This is a genomic window from Francisella sp. XLW-1 (assembly GCF_008711455.1).
Lineage (GTDB): Bacteria > Pseudomonadota > Gammaproteobacteria > Francisellales > Francisellaceae > Francisella > Francisella salimarina.
In genome coordinates, this window is the sequence record NZ_VXKP01000002.1 from 27,127 (window position 1) to 49,653 (window position 22,527).

Below are 22,527 nucleotides of genomic sequence, written 5' to 3' on the forward strand. Positions count from 1 at the left end.
ATAAACTTTAAGATAAGTAACTAAGTGATTTTAGATTAATGAAAAAAGCTATGCAATTTATTTTTAGCCTTGTGTATTGATAAGGGTAGGAGATATTAACTAAGTTATCATACGTAAAGAGATATGATTTTAAATATTATTTATAGTAATATTTGTAGCTAAGTTTATAAATGATAAGTAACTAAGATGTTTTCTCACCTTCGTATCCATACTGGATTTTCTGTTGTCGATAGTACTGTTCGCTTGGGTGATCTCTTTGCCAGAGCAAAAGATAAGAATATCCCTGCAGTAGCACTGACGGACGTATGTAATTTATTTGCTGCAGTTAAGTTTTATAAACAAGCTTTGTCAAATGGAGTTAAGCCTATCTTTGGTGTAGAGCTAAAGATTGATACTGAGTTTGGTGTTTGTGATCTGGTTTTATTGGCAGAGAATAATCAAGGCTATCAAAATATTGTTGATTTAGTTTCAAAAGCATATCAAGAAGCTGAGAGGTTTGGCTCAATTCCACTAATTCCCAAAAGTTGGTTGAAAGATACTAAATTAGATAATGTTATTTGTTTAAATGGTGGTCAATATGGCGAATTTGGACAAGCTGTATTGGCTAAAGATATTGAAAAAGCAGAGCAAGTAATAGCTGAAAATATCGCAATATTTGGTGCTGATAACTATATCGTAGAGATTCATAAGCTGGGATATGAAAATGAGGGCTTATATAACGAGAAAGCGCTTGAACTTGCAAGTAAGCATAATCTCATAGCAGTAGCGACAAATTTGACAGTGTTTATGGAGTCAGATGATTATGATATCCATGAAATCAGAGCTTGTATCAATGAAAAAACAACAATTCTTGATGAGTCGCGTAAATCTAAATTTACAAGAGAACAATATCTAAAATCAGCTGATGAAATGTATCAAACTTTCTCAGAGTTACCAGTATTGTTAGAGAATACTTTAGCAATAGCAAAACGCTGTAATGTAACATTTGATTTGGGTAAACCATGTTTGCCAACGGTAGATATTCCAGATGGTTTGACAGAAAGAGAGTACTTTTCAAAGCTATGCTATCAAGGTTTAGATAAACGTTTAGCAAAAATTTTAGAAAATAGACCAGCTGATAAGCATGAGCATATTATAAAAGTTTACAAAGATAGACTACAACGCGAGATCGATATTATCTGCGATATGGGCTTTCCTGGTTATTTCTTGATAGTTGAAGATTTCATTAGATGGTCAAAAGAGAATGATATACCAGTAGGTCCAGGGCGTGGTTCTGGTGCTGGCTCATTAGTAGCTTATTCATTGCTTATTACCGATATTGATCCTTTACCGTATGGTTTACTTTTTGAGAGATTTCTAAATCCTGAAAGGGTATCTATGCCTGATTTTGATATTGATTTCTGTATCCAAGGTAGAGATAGAGTTATCAAATATGTAGAGCAGAAATATGGTAAGCAAAGTGTTGGGCAAATTATCACCTATGGCACTATGGCTGCTAAAGGTGTGGTGCGAGATGTAGTGCGTGTGATGGGGCAGAGTTTTGGTTTTGGAGATAGGATTGCTAAGCTAATACCAGAAACACCAGGTACTACATTTAAAAAAATCTTGCATGAAGGTGAACCTCTATATGATGAAATGCAAGCAGATGAAGAGGTAGCAGAGATTGTTGAAAAAGCTCAAAAATTAGAAGGTTTACCACGAAGCTTGGGTAAGCATGCCGCGGGTATTGTGATATCGCCAACTGTGATATCAGATTTTGCACCTGTATATTGTGAAGATAAAGGTGGAGATATAGTTACCCAATTTGATAAGGGCGATGTGGAAGATGTTGGTCTTGTTAAGTTTGACTTCTTGGGTCTGAAAAACTTAACAATTATCAAAAATGCTATTGCAAGCATCAATGCTAAGAGATCAGCTAATGAAACGCCTCTAGATATTTCTGATATTCCTCTTGATGATGGAAAGACATTTAAACTGCTTCAAGCTGGTAAAACTATCGGTATATTTCAGCTAGAGTCACAAGGTATGCAACAGATTGTCAAAGATCTAGGTACATCAAACTTTGAGGAGATTATCGCCTTAGTAGCACTATATCGTCCTGGTCCGATGGAGAATATCCCAACATTCGTAGATCGCAAACATGGCAGAAAGCAAACTACTTACTTGCATCCATTACTAGAAGAAGTGCTTAGAGAGACTTATGGTATCCCAGTTTATCAAGAGCAGGTAATGCAAATGGCGCAGAAGCTAGCTGGTTACACTCTTGGTGGAGCAGACTTGTTGCGTCGTGCGATGGGTAAGAAAAAGCCAGAAGAGATGGAGCAACAGCGTAAAATCTTCAAAGAGGGTGCCGCTAAATATCATAATATCGAAGCTGGACTTGCTGATGAAATATTTGACCAAATGGAAGCCTTTGCTGGTTATGGTTTCAACAAATCTCATGCTGCGGCTTACGCGTTAATTGCTTATCAAACTGCTTGGTTAAAAGCTCATTATCCTGATGAATATATGGCTGCTCTTATGTCAGGAGATATGGGTAATACAGATCAGTTGGTTAAATTTATTTTAGATGCTAAGAATATGGGTATAACAGTCTTAGCACCAAATGTAAATAAGAGTGTCTATGACTGTATTGCAGCTTCAAAAGGAACAATCTTATTGGGTCTAGGTGCTATCAAAGGTCTTGGTGGTGAAGCAATTAAAAGTATACTTAATGAGCGTGAGGTAGGTGGTGAGTTTAGTTCTATTTTTGACTTAACTCGTAGAGTGGACTTGCGTAAGGTTAATAAAAAAGCACTCGAAGCCTTATGTTTTGCAGGAGCTATCAAGGATATATCTAAAAATAGAGCAACAGCTTTTAACTCTATCGAAAAAGCTATCAAAAACGCTGGTTATGTGAATGAAATGGCTGCTGCTGGGCAAAATGATTTATTCGGTTTCACAGAACAAGAGAGTGATACTGATACAGAGCTTGAAAGAGAATGTATTGTAGAGGAGTGGAATCTTAGAGAGCTTTTGATTAATGAGAAAAAAGCATTAGGAATGTATTTCTCAGGGCATATTATTGATGGTGAAAGTCATTGGCGTAATCATGTTAGCTTTAGTGATCTTGAGAAAATCCAAAAACCAAATATGGATGGTAATTCAGTCAGAATAATCGCAAGTATGATAACACCTCCAGCTAGACGAAAAACTAAGACTGGTAGAGTTCTGTATATTATTAATATTGATGATGAATTTGATAGAGCAGATTGTCTAGTTGGTGAAGATGTGTTTGCTGCAGTTAAGGATAATATCCAAGTTGATGATGTGGTTGTAGTAGAGGGTAAAGTTAGCTATGATAAACAACGAGAGTGCAATAAACTAAGTGTTGATAAGGTACAACCGATATCACAGTATATTGATGAGAATTTTAGTAAAGTTGAGCTGAATCTTAGAAGTCAAAATGTAAACCCTACAAACCTAAAAAAAGTATTAGATAACCTCAAGAAAAATATAGCTACTACTGATATTCAAAGAGAAAATGTCTTAGAGATAAAAGTATCTCTAGATGATGTTGATGCTAAGTTTGAATATTTTCGAAAGCCATTCTCGGTGTATGAGTTTGTTAATGATATTAGTAGGTTAATAGCTGAGGGTACTACTGTTAGTTTGAGTGGGCTTTAAAACATATAAAGTCATTCTATGGCTTGAGCATAGAATCTAAAGAAAGGTTTAGCAATGGCATTTGTGTATATTCTTGCGAGTAAATGTAATGGAACGCTACATGGGCGCGGAACACTTGGGCAAATAATATAAAAAATTACAGAGGTAAAAAATGCGATATGTAGTGATACTGATAATATTGGTTATTCTAGCTTTACTTTTTTTGTAGAGGAGTAGATAGATGTCTAAATTTTTAAAGTATATCTTTATTATTGCAATACTAATAATCACAGTGTCATTTGTTATAAGTAAGAAAGATAATGAGATAGTTCCGACAGTTGTTAGCGTTCAAAAAATCGGTGAATTATCTACATTAAGAGTCATAGTCAGTGGTAATTCTTTATATGTCTCTGATAATGGTACATTAGTAGAAAATACTGCTAAATATAGCTACAAAGCATCTGCTACTTTATCAACGAATATTGATGAATCTGATATCAAAATTGATGCTAAAGATAAAACTATAACACTAAGAGTTAAACCACCCAAAGTAACATCCGTTACAATAGATTTTGATAAAACTAGGCAATTAAGTAGGCAAGCATATACATTTAAGGTATTGCCTAGATTAGGTGTTATAAATACAGATCCTGATAATCATCTGGCAAATATCGCATATAAAGAAGTTCAAAAACTTACAGATAATGAAGCTTCATCAAAAGAGCATATCAAAGAGGCGAAAAATAAGTTTGTTAGTTTGATGAATAAACAGTATCAACCATTAGGTTGGAAAGTAGTAGAGGATTGGGTAGGGTAATTTTTGAAACTTTCTTTGGCTGATATGTGAAGTATTAAAAATGTGCTAGTATTTTAAAATAGTAGGCTTGATTTTATATTTTAGTTTTGGATACTACGGTCAAGTCGTAGTATGACGACTGGTGGATATATGTTAGGTTTTAGTAAAAAAGCTGTCATTCTACAATCGGTTGCTGAGTGGAGTCGAAGTATGATCGTAGAATCTAAAGATAGAGAGACTTTCTAGTAAGTTTGTTTGATAATGGGATGAGATAAAAAATGAAGTATTGGTTGGTTGGTGCGGACTTAGGATATGATAATACCGACGATTATTTGGAAAATAAGTATTGGGCAGATGGATATTATAGTTCTGGGGATAATAGAAATGAAGCTATACTAAGGGAAATTAAGAAAGGTGATAGAATTGCTATTAAATCTTCATTTACTCAAAAAAATAACCTTCCGTTTGAAAACAATAACAAATTTTGTTCAGTTCTTAGAGTAAAAGCTAGAGGAGTTGCTCAAGATGATTTTAGTTTAGTAGATAAGAAAGTTATTGTTGTTTGGGAACATGATTTTAAACCTATTGATTTATATGGTGTATCGTATCGTAAGACAATAGCAGAATTAAATAATAGAGAGCATATAGGATTTATCTTTGAAGGTAAAAAGCAAAATATAGATGAAATGAAAGTTTCTGATTTACAGAATATATATGAGGGCTTTAATGATATGTTAGAAAACGCTAAAACAATTTTAACTGACAAAAAACAAATAATCCTATACGGTCCAGCTGGTACAGGTAAGACTTATAATACAAAAAATATTATTGTGAATCATGCCTTTGATAATGTAGATGAAGATAAAATAGATGAAAGATATAAAGAGCTACAAGATCAAGGCAGAGTAGAATTTGTAACTTTTCATCAATCTTTTGCTTATGAGGATTTTATCGAGGGGATAAAACCAAATTTAAACGAAGAAGTTGAGGGTAATATTTCTTACAAGGTTGAAAATGGTATATTTAAAGAACTTTGTGAAAAAGCAAAAGAAAACTATATAAATAGTTTTAAAAGTACTCAACAAGTTAACCATGAACAACAAATAAAGCAAAAGTTTATATCTTTTGTAAATGACTCTATAGAAAATGAAAGAGAATTTTCTAAAACACAGAAAAATAAAACTTTCACAATAATATCTATAGATAGTCAAAGTTTAGTTATTAATTCTGATGATAGTAAATATAATAATCATCGAATAGAAATTAAGTTAAATGATTTTTATACAGCTTTAGGCTATGAAGAAAGAGAAAAATTATCGACATCTAAAGAGTATGCCTTAAAAATCTTTAAAAGGACTACTCAATGGCAAGTAGATACTTATATCTTAAATATTTTAAAAGAATTTGATAAAGAATCTAAAAGTTTTAAAGATATTACAGAGACAAAAGAGGATAATAAGCTTAGAAACTACTACCTAATTATCGATGAAATAAATCGTGGTAATATCTCAAAAATCTTTGGTGAGCTAATTACTCTTTTAGAATCCAGCAAACGACTTGGTGAAGATAATGAGCTAACTACAACACTCCCATATTCAAAAGATGAGTTTGGTATACCACCAAATCTATATATTATTGGCACAATGAACACATCTGATAAAAGTATCGCTCATTTAGATATTGCTTTGCGACGTCGTTTTGGTTTTGTTGAGATGTTGCCAAAATATGACCTTAAAGATGGTAATGGAGAAAATTTATTAGATGATTCTTGTGCAAAATTATTAGAAGAGTTAAATCAAAGAATAGAAATACTTTTAGATAAAGATCATCTAATAGGGCATAGTTTTTTCTGTGGTATTTCAGAAAACGAAAGTAATTTAGATAATAAAATATCGACAATTATGCAAAATGAAATAGTGCCTTTGCTAGAAGAGTATTTTTATGGTGATTATGAGAAGATACAGTTGGTTTTGGGTTCTAAAAATATAAATAAAGAAGTCAAAAAGCTTGGAGACTACGAAAAAGAAATCTATAAATATTGGTTTGATTCAGAATCAAATTTAGAAAGTTTTGATATCGATTTAGGAGATGTAAAAGAAAGTAAAACTAAAGATGACTAAGTTAAACTGTTTGTCATTCTACGACTTGATCGTAGAATCCATCTTTAGTTGTAGAGATTTTTGTTTGATTGCGAATGGATCCTATGGTCAAGCCATAGGATGACTTTTTAGTGGTAATGATTGGAACTACTAACCGCTTATGTGAATGTATGAGAATTTTGTCATTCCCGCGAAGGCGGGAATATCAGATAGCCATAAGATCCCAGTGTCAAGCACGAGGATGACGATGAATATAGATAGTAAAAATTGGTAATGGTTTATGAGTTTGAAAAATGCTAAAACTATATTTGAACATCAAGAGTTAGAGTGGTCTAAGGTTTCTAATAAATCTAAAGCTATAAAAACTCTCGAATGGTTAGAGAAACAGCAAAACTTCAAACCATTTAAATACACTGCAAAAGGCATCAAGGCTAGGCAGTTTGTAGGAGTTATTTCTCTAGGTGGTCAGTTAGTCCAAGTTTTACCAAAAGTTTTTTCATCAGATAGGTCACTGAGCGGAGTCGAAGTTCCGAGTAATAATTCTATAGATGATAATGTCACAGGCTTAATGTACCTTTTAAAACTGACTAAAAAGCTAAAGATTAATGAAGTTGAGCTAGCTAAATTATGTATGCATACGGATAGCATGCTAGAAATTTTTATTAGGCTTTTTGCTGATAATTTATTAGAGTTGCTGCAAAATGATTATCGTAGAAACTATGTGTCACAAGAGGATAATCTTAAATTTGTAAAAGGCAAAATCAACTTTACAAAACATCTTCGCCATAACTATATAGATAAATCAAAATTCTATTGTAACTATGATGAGTACGAGTCAAATATTCTTTTAAATCAGCTCCTGAAAGCAACTATCAAAAAATGTATATCATCTACAAAATCTAGCTTTGCAATATTGCAAAAATGCGATCAACTTTTGACAGATGTTGATGATAAAAGATTTACAAATCCTAATATTTGTAACAGAGTTAAATTCACTCGTCTAAATCAAAAATATGAATATGTTTTTAACTTAGCTAAACTTTTGCTTTTTGGAAATTCTCCAAAGTTGACAACTAACGATAATTATACATTTTCAATAATGTTTGATATGAACGCATTATTTGAAGAAGCAATTTTTGAGATTTTAGATAGTAACAAAAGTGATTTTGACATAACCAATATTAAAGCACAAAGCCCACAGAAGAAAATCTTTGATGAGGGTTGTTTGGCTAACTTTACAATGAAGCCAGATATTTACATCAAGAAAAAAGATGGTTCGATAATAGTGCTAGATACTAAGTATAAGCTTATAGAGAGTATTAGATCAGACTATAACTCATCTCAAAAGCAAGTTTCTCAAAGTGATGTATATCAGATGTTTGCCTATAGTCAGTATTATAAAGCTGATAGATGTATTTTGTTATATCCACGATTTGAAAAAGAAATTGAAAATAGTGAGTTAAAAACTCTTAAAACAATGCTTCCTGATTTTACGCTAAGAATATCAACAATAGATCTACATTTAGCAGATAATGTTAGTTACAAGGGATTTGTTGAGTTATTAAAAGAAAAACTTCAAAAGATTTTAAAAGCCGAAAACCTAAGCGAATAGTGATTCTTTAAAATCTAACTAAAAGCCTTTGAGTATTGATGACTAAATAAAGATTTATCTTTTATTTTGCTAGAAGCTTTATAATAATTTCTAACACCTAAAATCGGTACAAATACCTCAATATAGAATGTTAATATTCCAGCTAATGACATTGCAATTAAAAACATATTTTGAGAAAGACTCATTAAAACTAGTGGTGGCAAATAAGTGCATATTAAGACCTTACTGTAAGCATTTTGTCCAAAAGCATCTTTTAGCGCATCGATTACACCTATTGAGATACAACAGAAAGAGCCTATCATAGATATTAATTGAAAAGCGCTTAACATATTGTTAATAGTGTATGACTGAGTAAAAAAGCTAATACTATTATTAAAAGCTATAAGCTGATTTTTACTATTATAAATACTCATCATTCCATGGTTTCCGTCAGCAGGTATTGTCAAAAAAATTGCCAAAATCCATGCTATATAAATCAGCGCTATGACTGTCGTACTAAAGATAAGTAACGCAACAAAAGATTTAAAAGAAATACGATTATCATAAAACTTTACTAAACTTGGGATAATAAAGTGATAACCAAAAGCATTAAATAATACAAATAAGAATGAAAATGCTCCTATTGATTGAATAGGATAGTTATCAATGCTAAGACTAATTTTGCTTGTAGAATAAAAAATTAGAAATATAGCTATAATAATAAGCGAGAGTTTAGCTGCGACAAATACAACATTACTCTTGATTATAATTCTAGAGTTATAAGTTGTAATTCCACCTAGTATAAATACTAGAATCACACCAGACAATAAGTAACTTAAATTACTGTTTTGTGCAAAGTATAAGCTTACGGATGAACTAATGCCAGATATGTAAGTGGTCAGTGTTAAATATAGTATTAATAGATAACCTCCAAAAACAGTAACCTTAGCTCCTTTAAAGTTTAAGAATTTGGTAGATAGTGAGAAATATGTATTGTGCTTAACTGGGAGGTTATAAGATATTTTTAATATACATAATCCTGTAAATGTCATTATTAGCCATACTAAACATATTGCCAATAAGCTTCCCACAAATCCTAAGTTAACAGCAGCTATAGGTAAACCTATGATGCCACCACCTATAGTCGAACCAATAATCAAAAATACACCTATAAACCGCTTCATATTTCATTATTTTGAATAATTATTCATATATGATAGTTTAAAAACATCTCTTTTGGAATATTTTTTATCATGGAAGTGAGATTTTTATTATTTTCTTGAATAAAAATTCACAAATTAGTTAAGCTTATTAGATACTACCTACCGTGATAATATAATCTTATAGACTATTGTAAATTTGTCCTAAAATGCAAAATACTCTCCAAGTGGGTTGGTTCAAAGTTATTACTTTGATTGGATTTTTGTACTATACTTATTAGCAAGATTAAAAGTAGATTTTTATAATGAAGTATTATAAGCATATAGATGGTCTTAGAGCACTAGCAGTGTTAGCTGTAGTGTTATTCCATTTAAATATTAGTTGGATTAAGTCAGGCTTTCTTGGAGTTGACATATTTTTTGTTATTTCAGGGTTTCTAATAACTAGTATTATTATTCGTGATCTAGAAAATAAAACTTTTTCTATCAAGAACTTTTATCTAAGAAGAATGAGGCGTATTTTGCCTGCATTAATTGTGGTGCTTATATTTTCGACAATTTTTGCATGGTTAATTTTATTACCTCAAGATTTAAGAGATTATTCTAAGTCGTTAGTTAGTGCTTTAGGATCATTTTCAAATTTATATTTCTTTCATTCACTAAGTTTTGGCTACTTTAGTACCGACTCAGAATTGATACCTCTATTGCATACTTGGTCACTAGGGATTGAAGAGCAGTTTTATATTTTTTGGCCATTGTTTTTGATAGCCGCTTTTAGTATTCCTGTTAAGCTAAAAAACCAAGTTGAGATGTCTATACATCATAAACTATTGTATGGTTGTATAATTTTGACCATTTTGTCATTGGTTTCTTTGATATTTTTAAATGGCTCAGCGTATTACTACTTTCCGGTCACAAGAGCCTTTGAGTTATTGTTTGGCTGCTTTTTGGCGATATATTCAGTTAACAAAGAAATTACTCTAAGCAAGTTGACAGCAAATGCCCTAGGATTAATATCTGTTGTATTGATGCTAGTACCTATACTTTTTGTAAAAGTATTTTATCCAGGTTTGGGTATGATAGAAGCTTGTCTTGGGGCTGCTTTATTTATATATGTAGGCTTGAATAATAATACCTCTTTCATACATAGAATTTTCTCACTTAAACCATTGGTTGCAATTGGTTTAATATCATATTCATTATATTTATGGCATTGGCCGATAATTGCTTATGTCAATTATCTGAGTATTGATAGTACTTACCTTATCAAGGCTATTATTCTTATCGCTAGTTTTGGCTTAGCTACACTGACTTATTTCTTAGTAGAGAAACCTTTTAGATATAAGTTTAAGATGCCATTTTCTAAAACATTAATTGTATTATGGATAATCCCAGTATTACTAGCATCTTCATTTGCCTTATGTACTAGATATATCAAAAACTTTGCTGTTAATATTCCACCACCAATTGTAGATCTTCGTAAATTAAATGGTATTTATGGTTTTGAGAGAGTTGATGAGAATAAATGTTTTTTACAAAACTCATCTCCAGAGTTTACATCAAAAATGCTGCCTCCTGAAAGTAAATGTTTAATAGGTGATGCTTCACAAGATAAAGATACAAATATACTATTTATTGGTGATTCTCACGCTCGTGCAGAGTTTCCGATGTTGGGGGTATGGTTATCAAATATTCATAAAAGTGCCTACTTAGTATCTCAAAGAAGTACTCCTTTTATAGAAAATCTTCCTAATACAGAATTAGGAGTATCAATGATTGATAGAAACAATGCGTTGAAAGACTTAATAAGAAAGCAGTCTTTTAAATATGTTGTTTTGGGTGGTGATTGGTCTGAGAAAAGTAATCAACCTTACATCTCAGGCATTGAAGAATCTATAAAATTGATAATAAAAAATCATGCCGTTCCAGTAGTAATACTGGATACACCAAAACTACCAAAAGGTTTTAATAACTATTGTATTGTTTCAACAGCTAAGTTTATTTTATTGTTTGATCCTCATCATTGTGAACTACCTTTGGAGTATGTGCAAAAGCAACAAGAAAGGTTTATTAAACTGATTTATAAGCTTAAAGCCAAGTATCCTGAAATGGTGTTGATAAATCCTAAAAAGGTCTTATGTAATGATAGTTATTGTAAGACCTCTCTAAATGGTATACCTGTATATTTAGATGGTCACCACCTAAATTACTTAGGTTCTCAAGAGATAGCTAAAGAGTATCTTAAAAAGTATGGTAATCCTTTAGCGCCTATAATTAAGTAAAGTTAGGAAATGTAGTTTTTAGTATGAAATCACAATTTATACAATACAATGACTCAAATAATGAGGTGCTATATCAAAGGTGCAAACCTGTAAATGATATTCAAAGTTCTGAAATACAAAATATCATAGCTGAAATGTATGAAAAAATGCAAGGCAATGGTATAGGACTTGCAGCTAATCAAATTGGCTATCCTTATCAAATATTTATGATAGAGTTTGATAGTTCTAATGCAAGATATCCATTAAGTTTTGATAGTGTACCTTTTCAAGTTTTTATAAATCCTAAAATTACAAAAGTGTCTGAGGAACGAGTTAGTTTTTGGCATGGCTGTTTAAGTGCTTTAGGAGAAAAAAGAGGTAAGCTAGCAACATATAAAGAGATTGAGTATGAAGCATATAACCAGCATAGTAAGAAAATTACAGGTAAGTTAGATTCCATAGCTGCAGTAATATTTCAACATGAGTTCAATCATCTGCTTGGTTCTGTGTATGTTGATTTTGATACTGAATATATGGATAACGAAGAGCTTCAATCAAGATTTGCTAGCGGAGAAATCAACGCTTATGAAGACTGTGGTGATGAAATACCATTGATCATAGATGATTATGTTATCGGTAACGATATTTAGGAAGTGCCTGTTTTTTGACAAAACTCTTAAATATAGAGTTGACATAATAATTAATGAGAGTATTATATCACGCATTGACGATAATAGCAGTCTGGAACCACCTGACCCCATTCCGAACTCAGAAGTGAAACGGTCTTACGCCAATGATAGTCTGGCAATGCCCAGGTGAAAGTAGGTAATCGTCAAATCTTTTTCAACTTTTTATCTTTTTTTCAAAATATTTTAAGTTTTTTTTCGAAGGAAGTTTAAATATAGCTGACCGAAGTTAGTTTTCAAGTTAGTTATGTATAGACTCGTTATATAGCTTTATGTGTCCAGTTGTGTGGGGCGGATCAACATAAACCTTCTAAATCAAAACCTAACTAAGCCAGCCATATTTAGAACAACAAATTAGATATTATTGATGCTGTTACTATGTAAGCTATAGTTAGTCCACCTAAATATATTGGTAAAGCACAAAACTGAGATTTCAAATTTCTTCTCATATTTATCCACTTACATGTCTTTTTGTCAATGAGGCATATAATATAGCAATATAAATATTTCAACAATTAGTAAAAATTAACAAGGCTAATCAAATTTTGATAATTAGATATTTTTTGAAAAATTCAGCTAAGTTTATTTGAAATGTTTTTAGCCCCTTAATATGTTATTATACATGGTAATTTTATTTGCAAAACAAAGCTTAAATGTTTAGAAGTCTTCCTCTTTTTATAGGGTTAAGGTATATCCGTGCTAAGAAGCGTAATCGGTTTATATCTATTATTTCTGCTATATCTTTTTTGGGTATATCTTTGGGAGTCGCTGTATTAATTACAGTAATGTCTGTAATGAATGGTTTTGATCAGCAAATCAAAAATAGAATTTTGATGATGGTACCACCTTTGAAAGTATATCAGATGGGTGGGCAAGTTACTGATTGGCCAAAATTAGCAAAAAATGTTGAGAAAAGTGCGCCAAGTGTTACAGCAGCAGCTCCTATCGTGGAGTCTCAAGGATTGTTAAGTGCAAATAATGGTGGTAGTACAACTGCTTTTGTACAGATACAAGGTATAGAACCAAAATATCAAACTAAGGTTTTACCAATTGGTGATCATATCATAGAAGGTAAGTTATCATCACTAGATGATAATGAGGGGTATAATATCGTTTTAGGTAGTGCTTTAGCAAATAGCTTAGGTGTTACCGTAGGAGATAAAGTTACTTTAATAGTCCCTAAAGTAAGCTTAACACCTGCAGGGATGATTCCTAGAATCAAGCAATTTAAAGTATCTGGTATATTCTCAGTAAGCTATCAATACGATGCTTATTATGCGATGATTAATATCAAAAATGCTCAAAAAGTATTTGAGACTGGTAATTCAGTATCATCTCTTCAATTAGGCCTAAAAAATATCTACGATGCACCTCTCGTGAAAAATAAACTTAATGATGGCGCTATACCTCCGTATTATTTCACTCGTGATTGGACTGATGAAAACAAATCTTTCTTTGATGCTTTAAAAATGGAAAAGACAATGATGTTCTTTATCCTGTTGCTAATAATTACAGTTGCTGTATTTAATTTATTATCATCTTTAGTGATGGTTGTGACTGATAAGCGAAGTGATATAGCTATTCTTAGAACAATGGGTATGTCATCAAGACAAATTATAACTGTGTTTATCTACCAAGGATTTATAATTGGTTTAATTGGTACAGTTATAGGAGTTCTATTGGGGATTTTACTGTCGACTTATGCTACAGAGATTGTTAATTTCATCCAGCATGTTACAGGGAAACAATTCTTGAGTGCTAGCGTATATCTGATTAATTATATCCCATCGGAACTTATGTGGTCAGATGTATTTAAGGTTACTTTAGTTTCTATGTTTTTAAGTTTCTTAGCGACACTTTATCCTGCTTGGAGTGCTTCTAAGGTTCAACCAGTGGAGGCACTTAGATATGAGTAATGTAGTTTTAAGTTGTAAGAATGTCTCAAAAAGCTACACAGAATTTAAGACAGATATAGCTATACTAAAAAATGTAAACCTTGAAATTAATAAAGGAGAAAAGGTCGCTATATTGGGTCTATCAGGATCAGGTAAGACAACATTGCTAAATGTTTTGGGTGGACTAGATAAATGTAGCTCAGGTGAAGTAATGCTTATGGGCGAGAGATTTGATAATCAGTCTGTTAATAAGCGTGCAAAGATGCGAAATAAGCATTTAGGCTTTATCTATCAGTTACATCATTTATTGCCAGAGTTTACAGCTATTGAGAATGTAATGATTCCATTAGCTATTACCAAAAAATATACTAAAAAAGAGTCAATAAAGCTTGCTAATGAAATTCTAACAAAAGTTGGTTTAGAGCATAGGGCACATCACAAACCTGCCGAGCTTTCTGGTGGTGAGCGCCAAAGAGTTGCTATTGCGAGAGCTTTAGTTACCAATCCTAACTGTATCTTAGCAGATGAACCTACAGGAAACTTAGATAGCCAAAGATCTGAAAGTATATTTGCTTTGATGCAGCAGCTTAGTGATGATTTTGGAACTAGCTTTGTAATTGTTACGCATGATGAGAGACTAGCTAGTCGTATGAATAAAATCTATAGATTAGTAGATGGTGAATTAGAATTAGTTGAACATACTAACTAATTTATTATTTACTGATTTTCATTAGCAAAAAATATTTTTATCTGACTCACTTTTAGTATACTGCATAAGTATATAGTCTATAAGTGGTAAAGCTAATGAAGACAATTGTATTTGTATATAAAGACTCTTTAAAATCCTATAAAGAAAAATTTTTACTAAAGATTGAAAAAGATCTACAAAGTTATGAATATCATACTTTAACAGTAGATGATTTATCTGAGGTTGTAGAGATTCTCGAAGATAATTCAAGAATATGTTGTATAGTCCTTGATAGAACTAGTTTTAGTATTGAAGCATTTCATAATATTGCCCATCTTAATACTAAGTTACCAGTATTTGTGGTTTCTGATTATAGCCAAAGTATCAAACTCAATTTACGCGATTTTAATTTAAATATTAACTTCTTACAGTATGATGCTTTAGCTGGTGAGGATTCTGATTTTATCCATAGAACTATCACAAACTACTTCAATGATATTTTGCCACCTTTAACTTATGAGCTGTTTAAATATTCCAAATCTTTTAACTCATCTTTCTGTACACCAGGACATCAAGGAGGTTATGGCTTTCAGCGTTCGGCAGTGGGCGCTTTATTCTATGACTTTTATGGTGAGAATCTTTTTAAGACTGATTTATCTATTTCAATGAAAGAGCTAGGAAGTTTATTAGATCATTCGGAAGCTCACAAAGATGCAGAAGAGTATATTGCAAAAGTTTTCCAAGCTGATAGATCGTTGATTGTTACCAATGGGACATCAACAGCTAATAAGATAGTTGGTATGTATAGTGTTGCTGATGGCGATACAATTCTTGTAGATAGAAATTGCCATAAATCAGTTACACACCTAATGATGATGGTAGATGTTAATCCAATATATCTAAAACCAACAAGAAATGCTTATGGCATAATTGGAGGTATACCTAAAAAAGAATTTCAGCGCCAAACTATCCAAGAAAAAATTGATAATAGTAGCATTGCAGATAAATGGCCTGAATATGCTGTTGTCACAAATTCAACTTATGATGGTATTCTCTATAATACAGATACTATTCATCATGAACTAGATGTTAAAAAATTACATTTTGATAGTGCTTGGATACCTTATGCGATATTTCATCCAATCTATAAACATAAGTCTGCAATGCAGATTGAACCAAAGCCAGAGCATATAATTTTTGAGACACAATCTACTCACAAACTTCTAGCAGCTTTCAGCCAATCATCAATGTTGCACATAAAAGGTGATTATAACGATGAAGTTTTGAATGAAGCATATATGATGCATACTTCAACATCTCCTTTTTATCCAATAGTTGCTAGTGTTGAGACAGCAGCAGCAATGATGGAGGGCGAGCAGGGCTATAATCTTATTGACAAAACTATCAATCTAGCGATAGATTTTAGACGAGAGCTAGTTAAGCTTAGATCAGAAGCTGGTGATTGGTTCTTTGATGTTTGGCAACCTGATAATATTGCTAATAAAGAGGCTTGGCTACTAAGAAATGCTGATAAATGGCATGGATTTAAAAATATAGATGGTGATTTTTTATCACTAGATCCTATTAAGATAACAATCTTAACCCCAGGCATAAAAGATAACAATGTTGAGGACTGGGGCGTGCCAGCAGATATAGTAGCTAAGTTTTTAGACGAGCATGATATTGTAGTTGAGAAGTCTGGACCTTATTCATTGTTATTTATCTTTAGTTTAGGCACTACAAAGGCAAAATCAGTAAGGCTAATATCGGTACTTAATAAATTCAAACAAATGTATGATGAAAATACATTAGTTGAGAAAATGCTACCAACATTATATGCTGAAGACCCTAAATTCTATGAAGATATGAGAGTTCAAGAAGTTAGTGAAAGGTTGCATCAGTATATGAAAGAGGCTAATCTTCCTAATCTTATGTATCATGCTTTTAATATACTACCAGAGCAGCGACTTAATCCTCATAGGGCATTTCAGAAGTTGCTAAAAGGTATGGTCAAAAAAGTTCCTCTAGCAGAGCTATATGGACAGACTTCAGCTGTGATGATATTACCATATCCCCCAGGTATACCAGTGATATTCCCTGGAGAAAAAGTAACAGAAGATTCTAAGGTAATATTAGACTTCTTATTGATGTTAGAAAAGATAGGATCAATGTTGCCAGGATTCGATACAGATATACATGGTCCAGAGAGAGCAAAAGATGGTAAATTATATATCAAAGTGATTGAAGAATAATATTAGATTTTTTTGAAATAAAACGCTTATATTCAGCTAAAAAAAAATGTATAGTGTTGCTTATCGAGTCTAATTTTAGGTGGAAAAATGCTTAAAACTCCTCTTTATGAATCGCACATAGCAGCAAATGCTAAAATGGTAGACTTCTCTGGATGGTCAATGCCAATTAATTATGGTTCACAAATTCAAGAGCACAATAATGTTAGAGAAAACTGTGGTGTATTTGATGTATCACATATGCTAGCAGTTGATATCCAAGGTAAAGATGCTGAAAAGTTTTTACGTCATATCTTAGCTAATGATGTTGCTAAACTAGAAGCGGGTAAAGCGCAGTATGGCTGTATGTTAAATCATGACGCAGGTATCGTTGACGATCTTATTACTTATAAAATAGATTCTGAAAATTTCAGAATTGTTGTCAATGCTGGTAATAGAGAGTCGGATGTAGCATGGTTTAAAGAAAACTCTCAGGACTTAGATGTTGCTATAACTCCACAACAAAGTTTAGCTATCGTTGCTGTACAAGGTCCAAAAGCAGTAGAGGTTGTTAAGCATACTGTGACTACTGAGATTGCAGAAGAAATAGCTAAATTGAAGCCTTTTACATTTAAGTTTTTTAGTAACTGGATGTTCGCTCGAACTGGTTATACTGGTGAAGATGGTTTTGAAATAATGCTGCCAGCAGATCAAGTAGCAGATTTTTGGGATAATTTATTAGAAAATGGTGCCGAACCAGTAGGTTTAGGTGCTCGAGATACTTTACGCTTAGAGGCAGGGATGCACTTATATGGGTCAGATATGAATACAACCACAACTCCTTTAGAGAGAGGGCTTGGTTGGAGTGTTGATCTCTCTGATGAGAGTAGAGATTTCATTGGTAAAAAAGCATATCTTGCGAAAAAATCACAGGGTATAGCTACCAAATGGACAGGGGTTGTTTTGAAGTCGAAAGGCGTGCTTAGAGCAGGTCAGGAAATTGATTTTGATAATGGTGAGAAAGGTTATATAACAAGTGGTAGCTTTTCACCTACTCTTAAAGTTGCAGTAGCATTAGCTTATGTACCTAAAGAGGGCGCTAATCCAGTCGTAAATATACGTGGTAAACAATTAGAAGTAGAATTAGTTAAGGCAAAGTTTGTCAAAAATGGACAATCTTTGATTTAAAATAAATATTTTCACAACAATAATTAATCGTAGTCAATACGGAGGTATAAAATGTCGAATATTCCTAATGAATTAAAATACACAAAATCTCATGAGTGGGTTAAAGTAGATGGTGAGGAAGTTACAGTAGGTGTTACCGAACATGCTCAATCTTTATTAGGTGATTTAGTATATGTTGAGCTACCAGATGTTGGAGAAGAATTCTCAGCTGGAGATGATACTTGTGTAGTTGAATCTGTGAAAGCAGCTTCTGATGTGTATGCTCCTCTTGATGGCGAGGTTATTGATGTGAATGAATCATTAAGTGATGATCCTTCTCAAGTAAACCATGCACCATATAGAGATGGATGGTTATTTAAACTCAGAATTTCTGATGAATCTCAACTGGCAAATCTATTGTCTGCTGATGCTTATGCAAAAACTTTAGAAGACTAATTAGTATAAACCTTTAGAATTTCTATTTAGTCTTTATAAAATTCTATATGCAAAGACATGGAGGAAATATGTCTTTTATTCCACATAAACCAGAACAAATCAAAAAAATGCTTGATACTATTGGAGCTAACTCCGTAGATCAACTCTTTGATGAAATTCCAGCTCAGTTAAGAGCCGATACTCTACAAATTCCTGATGGAATCAATGAGATGGAGCTAGCTAGAGTAGCTAGAAAAAGAGCAAATAAGAATCATCATAATACAAATTTTATAGGTGCTGGTGCTTATAGTCATCATATACCTGCTGCTATATGGGATATAGTAGCTCGAGGAGAGTTCTATACAGCATATACTCCATATCAGGCAGAGGCGTCTCAAGGTGGCTTACAAGTTATATACGAGTTCCAAACTATGATGGCTGGCTTAACAGGCATGGATGCTTCAAATGCTTCGATGTATGATGGGGCAACTGCTTTGGCAGAGTCAGTACTAATGGCGATTCGTTCAAATAAAAAAGCCAAGTCACAAAAAGTCTTAATAGCAGAAGCTCTACATCCAACTTATTTAAATGTACTTGAAACTATTACAAAGCATCAAGGTATCGAAGTTGATGTTGTAAATTTGGATTCTAAAAATGGTAAGACTGATGTTGATAGATTAGATAGTTTTGCCGATACTCAATATGCTGCTGTAGTTATCCAGAGTCCTAACTTCTTAGGGCAGCTTGCAGATGTTGATGCTTTGACTAACTGGGCACATAAGCATGGTGCTTTGGCAATTGCCGTGACTAATCCTATGTCACTTGCGCTATTAAAATCACCTGCGGAATGGGGTGATAATGGTGCTGATATAGTATGTGGTGAGGGTCAACCTATGGGTGTACCTTTAGCTTCAGGCGGACCATATTTTGGTTTTATGACTTGTAAGATGCCTCATATTCGCCAAATGCCTGGTCGTATTGTAGGTAGAACAGTAGATTTAGATGGTAACGAAGGTTTTTGTTTGACGCTACAAGCTAGAGAGCAACACATACGTCGTGCTAAAGCTACTTCAAATATTTGTACTAATCAGGGCTTAATGGTAACAGCTGCAACTATTTACATGAGTCTATTAGGTGCCGAAGGTTTAGAAAGAGTAGCAAGTGTATCTCATGAAAATACTACTAAGCTAGCAAATGAATTATCTAAACTAGATGGAGTAAATGCTAGGTTTAATGATTTATTCTTTAATGAAGCAGTGATCGATTTACCTGTAAATGCGCAAGATTTTGTAACTGAGATGGAAGAAGAAGGTATAGATGCTGGTTATTTCTTAGGTGAGTATCATACTGATTTAGCTAACTCTATTATGGTTTGTGCTACAGAGATTCATACATCTGAAGATATCAAAGAGTATATAGAAGCTACCAAAAAAGTTTTAGCTAGGATAGGAGGTTAATTTAAATGGTTATTTTTGAAAAAACTAGAGGTAAAAACTCGCCATCTGTAATGCCTAGCAAAAAAGGAGATGTTTCAAATATCCCTGCAAATATGCTTCGTTCTAAAAAACCAATACTTCCAGAGCAAGCTGAGCTTGATGTTGTCAGGCACTATACACAACTATCACGCAAGAACTTTTGTATAGATACGAACTTCTATCCGTTAGGTTCTTGTACTATGAAATACAATCCGCGAGCGGCGCATAAGTATGCTTCATTAGCAGGATTTTTAGAAAGGCATCCTTATGCAAGTGTCCAGAGTGTTCAAGGTACTCTTGAGTGCTTGTATGATTTACAAGACCTAATCAAAGAGCTAACTGGTATGACAGGTGTATCATTAGCTCCTATGGCTGGTGCGCAAGGAGAATTTGCTGGTGTTTCTATGATTAAAGCATATCATCACAAGCGAGGGGATTTTGAACGTAATGAGATTATTGTACCTGATGCTGCTCATGGTACTAATCCAGCTACTGCAAAAGTTTGTGGTCTGAAGGTTATCGAGATTCCAACTAAAAAATGTGGTGATATTGATATCGAAGCCCTAGATAAAGTACTCGGGCCCAAGACTGCTGGTATTATGTTGACTAATCCATCTACAGTTGGTGTGTTTGAGAGAAGTATTGCTGTGATCGCCAAGAAAGTTCATGAAGCTGGTGGCTTACTGTACTATGATGGTGCGAACTTAAACGCAATCATGGGTAAAGCTCGTCCTGGTGATATGGGATTTGATGTTTTACACATGAATCTTCATAAGACTTTTGCTACTCCTCATGGTGGTGGTGGTCCAGGTGCTGGTCCCGTAGCTGTTAATGATAAACTGAAAGAGTTTTTACCTGTACCGATGGTTGGTAAAAAAGATGATAGATTTGTATGGCTAGAAGAAAAAGATGTACCAAATACTATCGGTAGATTATCAGCATTTAATGGTAATGTTGGTGTGTTAATTAGAGCATATATCTATGGAGCAATGCTTGGTGGCAATGGTCTAACAGAGGCCTCTGAAATAGCTACTCTAAACGCTAACTATATGATGGCTCGCTTAAAACAAGAAGGCTTCACGATAGCATATCCTGAGAGAAGAGCCTCTCATGAGTTCATTGTAACTTTGAAGCCTGAGTTCCAAAATTATGGTGTAACAGCTACTGATTTTGCTAAGTGCTTGATAGATAGAGGTGTACATGCTCCTACTATGTATTTCCCACTATTGGTACCAGAATGTCTACTGATAGAACCTACTGAAACTGAAAATGTTGATAGTATGGAGCAGTTTATCGAAGCAATGGTAGAAATCAGAGATATTGCTAAGAAAGATCATCAGTATCTAAAAGGAGCTCCTTATAATCTACCAGCGCGTCGTCTTGATGATGTCAAAGCAGCTAAAGAGCTTGATATTGTTTGGCAGCCTAAATAAAAATTTTATCTAAACTAAAACATGAAACTTTGTTTTTCGTTGCTTACTTCGTAAGCTATATACTAAATCACTAGTTGTTTGTATTAACTCGCATTGGAATTAGTACAAATTTCTTTATAATACTTGTAGATTTATCAAAAAAATATATACATGCCTACAAATCTTAATCTAGTCAAAACTATATTTGTAATAAATATAGTTTTTATAACTTTATCTTTTTATTTTCAGAGTGAATTATTTAGTAATCTTGCAGTACTATGTGCAGCTATATCACTTATGACAAGTGTGATTTTTGATAAGAAGATTTTCAATTCAAATCTATTTTTATTTTTATCGACCTTGCCAATTTATTTGATAATACCTCTTTATCAAAATCCAATGCTTGCAACATTATTAATCACACTATTAATATCTGCACTAGTATACAAAAAGCAGATTTTTGGGCTATTTGATTTTGGAGAAATAAAAGATATTAAAATCTGGTTAGCAGTAGCGCTTGTATCTGTAGTAGCTTCAATCAGCTTGATAGTTTGGGGGATATTAACAAGTGAGCTAACTGGAGTTGGAGAGGCAACTTCTCAAGAGCTTGCGAAGCTTAGTACTATTGTAATTTTAATGCTAATACCTGTTGGAGCATTATTAAATGCAACTGTTGAAGAGGTTATTTTTAGAGGAATTATCCAAACTGAATTGACTAAAGTTTTTAGTATTTCCGTAGCAATATTCATACAAGCATTTTTATTTGCGGGATTTCATTATGCCGGAGGGTTCCCTAATGGATTAACTGGTTTTGCGATGACTTTTATCTATGCTTGTGCTTTGGGTGTGGTGAGATATAAAGTCAAAGGGCTACTTGCTCCTATCATTACTCATACTTTTGCAGATATGACAATTTTAATATTTTTGTGGGTGTATTTTTAGAGCTAAAGTTTTTATGCTCATTAGTGTATAATTTTCGTTATATGCTA

Annotated in this window: 15 protein-coding genes and 1 rRNA gene; 15 read left to right on the forward strand and 1 reads right to left on the reverse strand. The window is 33.0% G+C overall.

The window, feature by feature from the left end; all coding sequences use genetic code 11:
- Positions 1 to 186 precede the first annotated feature (186 nt).
- The 4 genes from dnaE to F3D59_RS02760 all read left to right on the forward strand — a co-directional run bounded on the left by dnaE (position 187) and on the right by F3D59_RS02760 (position 8,152).
- On the forward strand, positions 187 to 3,666 hold the full coding sequence (dnaE, locus tag F3D59_RS02745; RefSeq protein WP_150463704.1) for a DNA polymerase III subunit alpha: 3,480 nt from the start codon (positions 187 to 189) through the stop codon (positions 3,664 to 3,666).
- Positions 3,667 to 3,886: 220 nt separating this feature from the next.
- Positions 3,887 to 4,462 (forward strand): DUF4230 domain-containing protein, encoded by a 576-nt coding sequence (locus F3D59_RS02750; RefSeq protein WP_150463705.1) that lies wholly within the window; start codon positions 3,887 to 3,889, stop codon positions 4,460 to 4,462.
- Between the two features lie 257 nt (positions 4,463 to 4,719).
- On the forward strand, positions 4,720 to 6,561 hold the full coding sequence (locus tag F3D59_RS02755; RefSeq protein WP_150463706.1) for an McrB family protein: 1,842 nt from the start codon (positions 4,720 to 4,722) through the stop codon (positions 6,559 to 6,561).
- A gap of 259 nt (positions 6,562 to 6,820) precedes the next feature.
- The gene (locus F3D59_RS02760; RefSeq protein ID WP_150463707.1) at positions 6,821 to 8,152 is read left to right on the forward strand and encodes an McrC family protein; all 1,332 of its coding nucleotides are present in this window, start codon (positions 6,821 to 6,823) and stop codon (positions 8,150 to 8,152) included.
- Positions 8,153 to 8,166: 14 nt separating this feature from the next.
- Here F3D59_RS02760 and F3D59_RS02765 read toward each other — a convergent pair whose 3' ends face one another.
- On the reverse strand, positions 8,167 to 9,315 hold the full coding sequence (locus F3D59_RS02765; protein ID WP_150463708.1) for an aromatic amino acid transport family protein: 1,149 nt from the start codon (positions 9,313 to 9,315) through the stop codon (positions 8,167 to 8,169).
- 281 nt (positions 9,316 to 9,596) lie between these two features.
- On the opposite strand from F3D59_RS02765, the gene F3D59_RS02770 reads away from it, so the two are divergent.
- The 11 genes from F3D59_RS02770 (at position 9,597) to F3D59_RS02820 (ending at position 22,480) form a co-directional block, all read left to right on the forward strand.
- Positions 9,597 to 11,573: an acyltransferase family protein gene (locus F3D59_RS02770; protein WP_150463709.1), complete on the forward strand. Its 1,977-nt coding sequence runs from the start codon at positions 9,597 to 9,599 to the stop codon at positions 11,571 to 11,573.
- 23 nt (positions 11,574 to 11,596) lie between these two features.
- A complete protein-coding gene (locus tag F3D59_RS02775; protein ID WP_150463710.1) occupies positions 11,597 to 12,202 on the forward strand; it encodes a peptide deformylase in 606 nt (201 codons plus the stop codon).
- 73 nt (positions 12,203 to 12,275) lie between these two features.
- Positions 12,276 to 12,390 (forward strand): 5S ribosomal RNA (gene rrf / locus F3D59_RS02780).
- A gap of 501 nt (positions 12,391 to 12,891) precedes the next feature.
- Positions 12,892 to 14,154, forward strand: coding sequence for a lipoprotein-releasing ABC transporter permease subunit (locus F3D59_RS02785; protein ID WP_150463711.1), 1,263 nt, complete (start codon positions 12,892 to 12,894; stop codon positions 14,152 to 14,154).
- Positions 14,147 to 14,842 (forward strand): lipoprotein-releasing ABC transporter ATP-binding protein LolD, encoded by a 696-nt coding sequence (lolD, locus tag F3D59_RS02790; RefSeq protein ID WP_146421004.1) that lies wholly within the window; start codon positions 14,147 to 14,149, stop codon positions 14,840 to 14,842. The genes F3D59_RS02785 and lolD overlap by 8 nt, the downstream gene beginning before the upstream one ends.
- 95 nt (positions 14,843 to 14,937) lie before the next feature.
- Positions 14,938 to 17,073 carry a lysine decarboxylase LdcC gene (locus tag F3D59_RS02795; protein ID WP_150463712.1) on the forward strand — a complete coding sequence of 712 codons (2,136 nt, stop codon included), beginning with the start codon at positions 14,938 to 14,940 and terminating at the stop codon, positions 17,071 to 17,073.
- Between the two features lie 87 nt (positions 17,074 to 17,160).
- Complete coding sequence (gene gcvT / locus F3D59_RS02800) at positions 17,161 to 18,237, forward strand: glycine cleavage system aminomethyltransferase GcvT (protein WP_149367933.1); 1,077 nt, start codon at positions 17,161 to 17,163, stop codon at positions 18,235 to 18,237.
- Between the two features lie 51 nt (positions 18,238 to 18,288).
- Positions 18,289 to 18,672: a glycine cleavage system protein GcvH gene (gcvH, locus tag F3D59_RS02805; protein WP_150463713.1), complete on the forward strand. Its 384-nt coding sequence runs from the start codon at positions 18,289 to 18,291 to the stop codon at positions 18,670 to 18,672.
- A gap of 68 nt (positions 18,673 to 18,740) precedes the next feature.
- Positions 18,741 to 20,108 (forward strand): aminomethyl-transferring glycine dehydrogenase subunit GcvPA, encoded by a 1,368-nt coding sequence (gcvPA, locus tag F3D59_RS02810; protein ID WP_150463714.1) that lies wholly within the window; start codon positions 18,741 to 18,743, stop codon positions 20,106 to 20,108.
- A 5-nt stretch (positions 20,109 to 20,113) separates the two neighbouring features.
- Positions 20,114 to 21,559 carry an aminomethyl-transferring glycine dehydrogenase subunit GcvPB gene (gene gcvPB, locus F3D59_RS02815; RefSeq protein ID WP_150463715.1) on the forward strand — a complete coding sequence of 482 codons (1,446 nt, stop codon included), beginning with the start codon at positions 20,114 to 20,116 and terminating at the stop codon, positions 21,557 to 21,559.
- A 150-nt stretch (positions 21,560 to 21,709) separates the two neighbouring features.
- Positions 21,710 to 22,480, forward strand: coding sequence for a CPBP family intramembrane glutamic endopeptidase (locus F3D59_RS02820; protein ID WP_150463716.1), 771 nt, complete (start codon positions 21,710 to 21,712; stop codon positions 22,478 to 22,480).
- Positions 22,481 to 22,527: the final 47 nt, after the last annotated feature.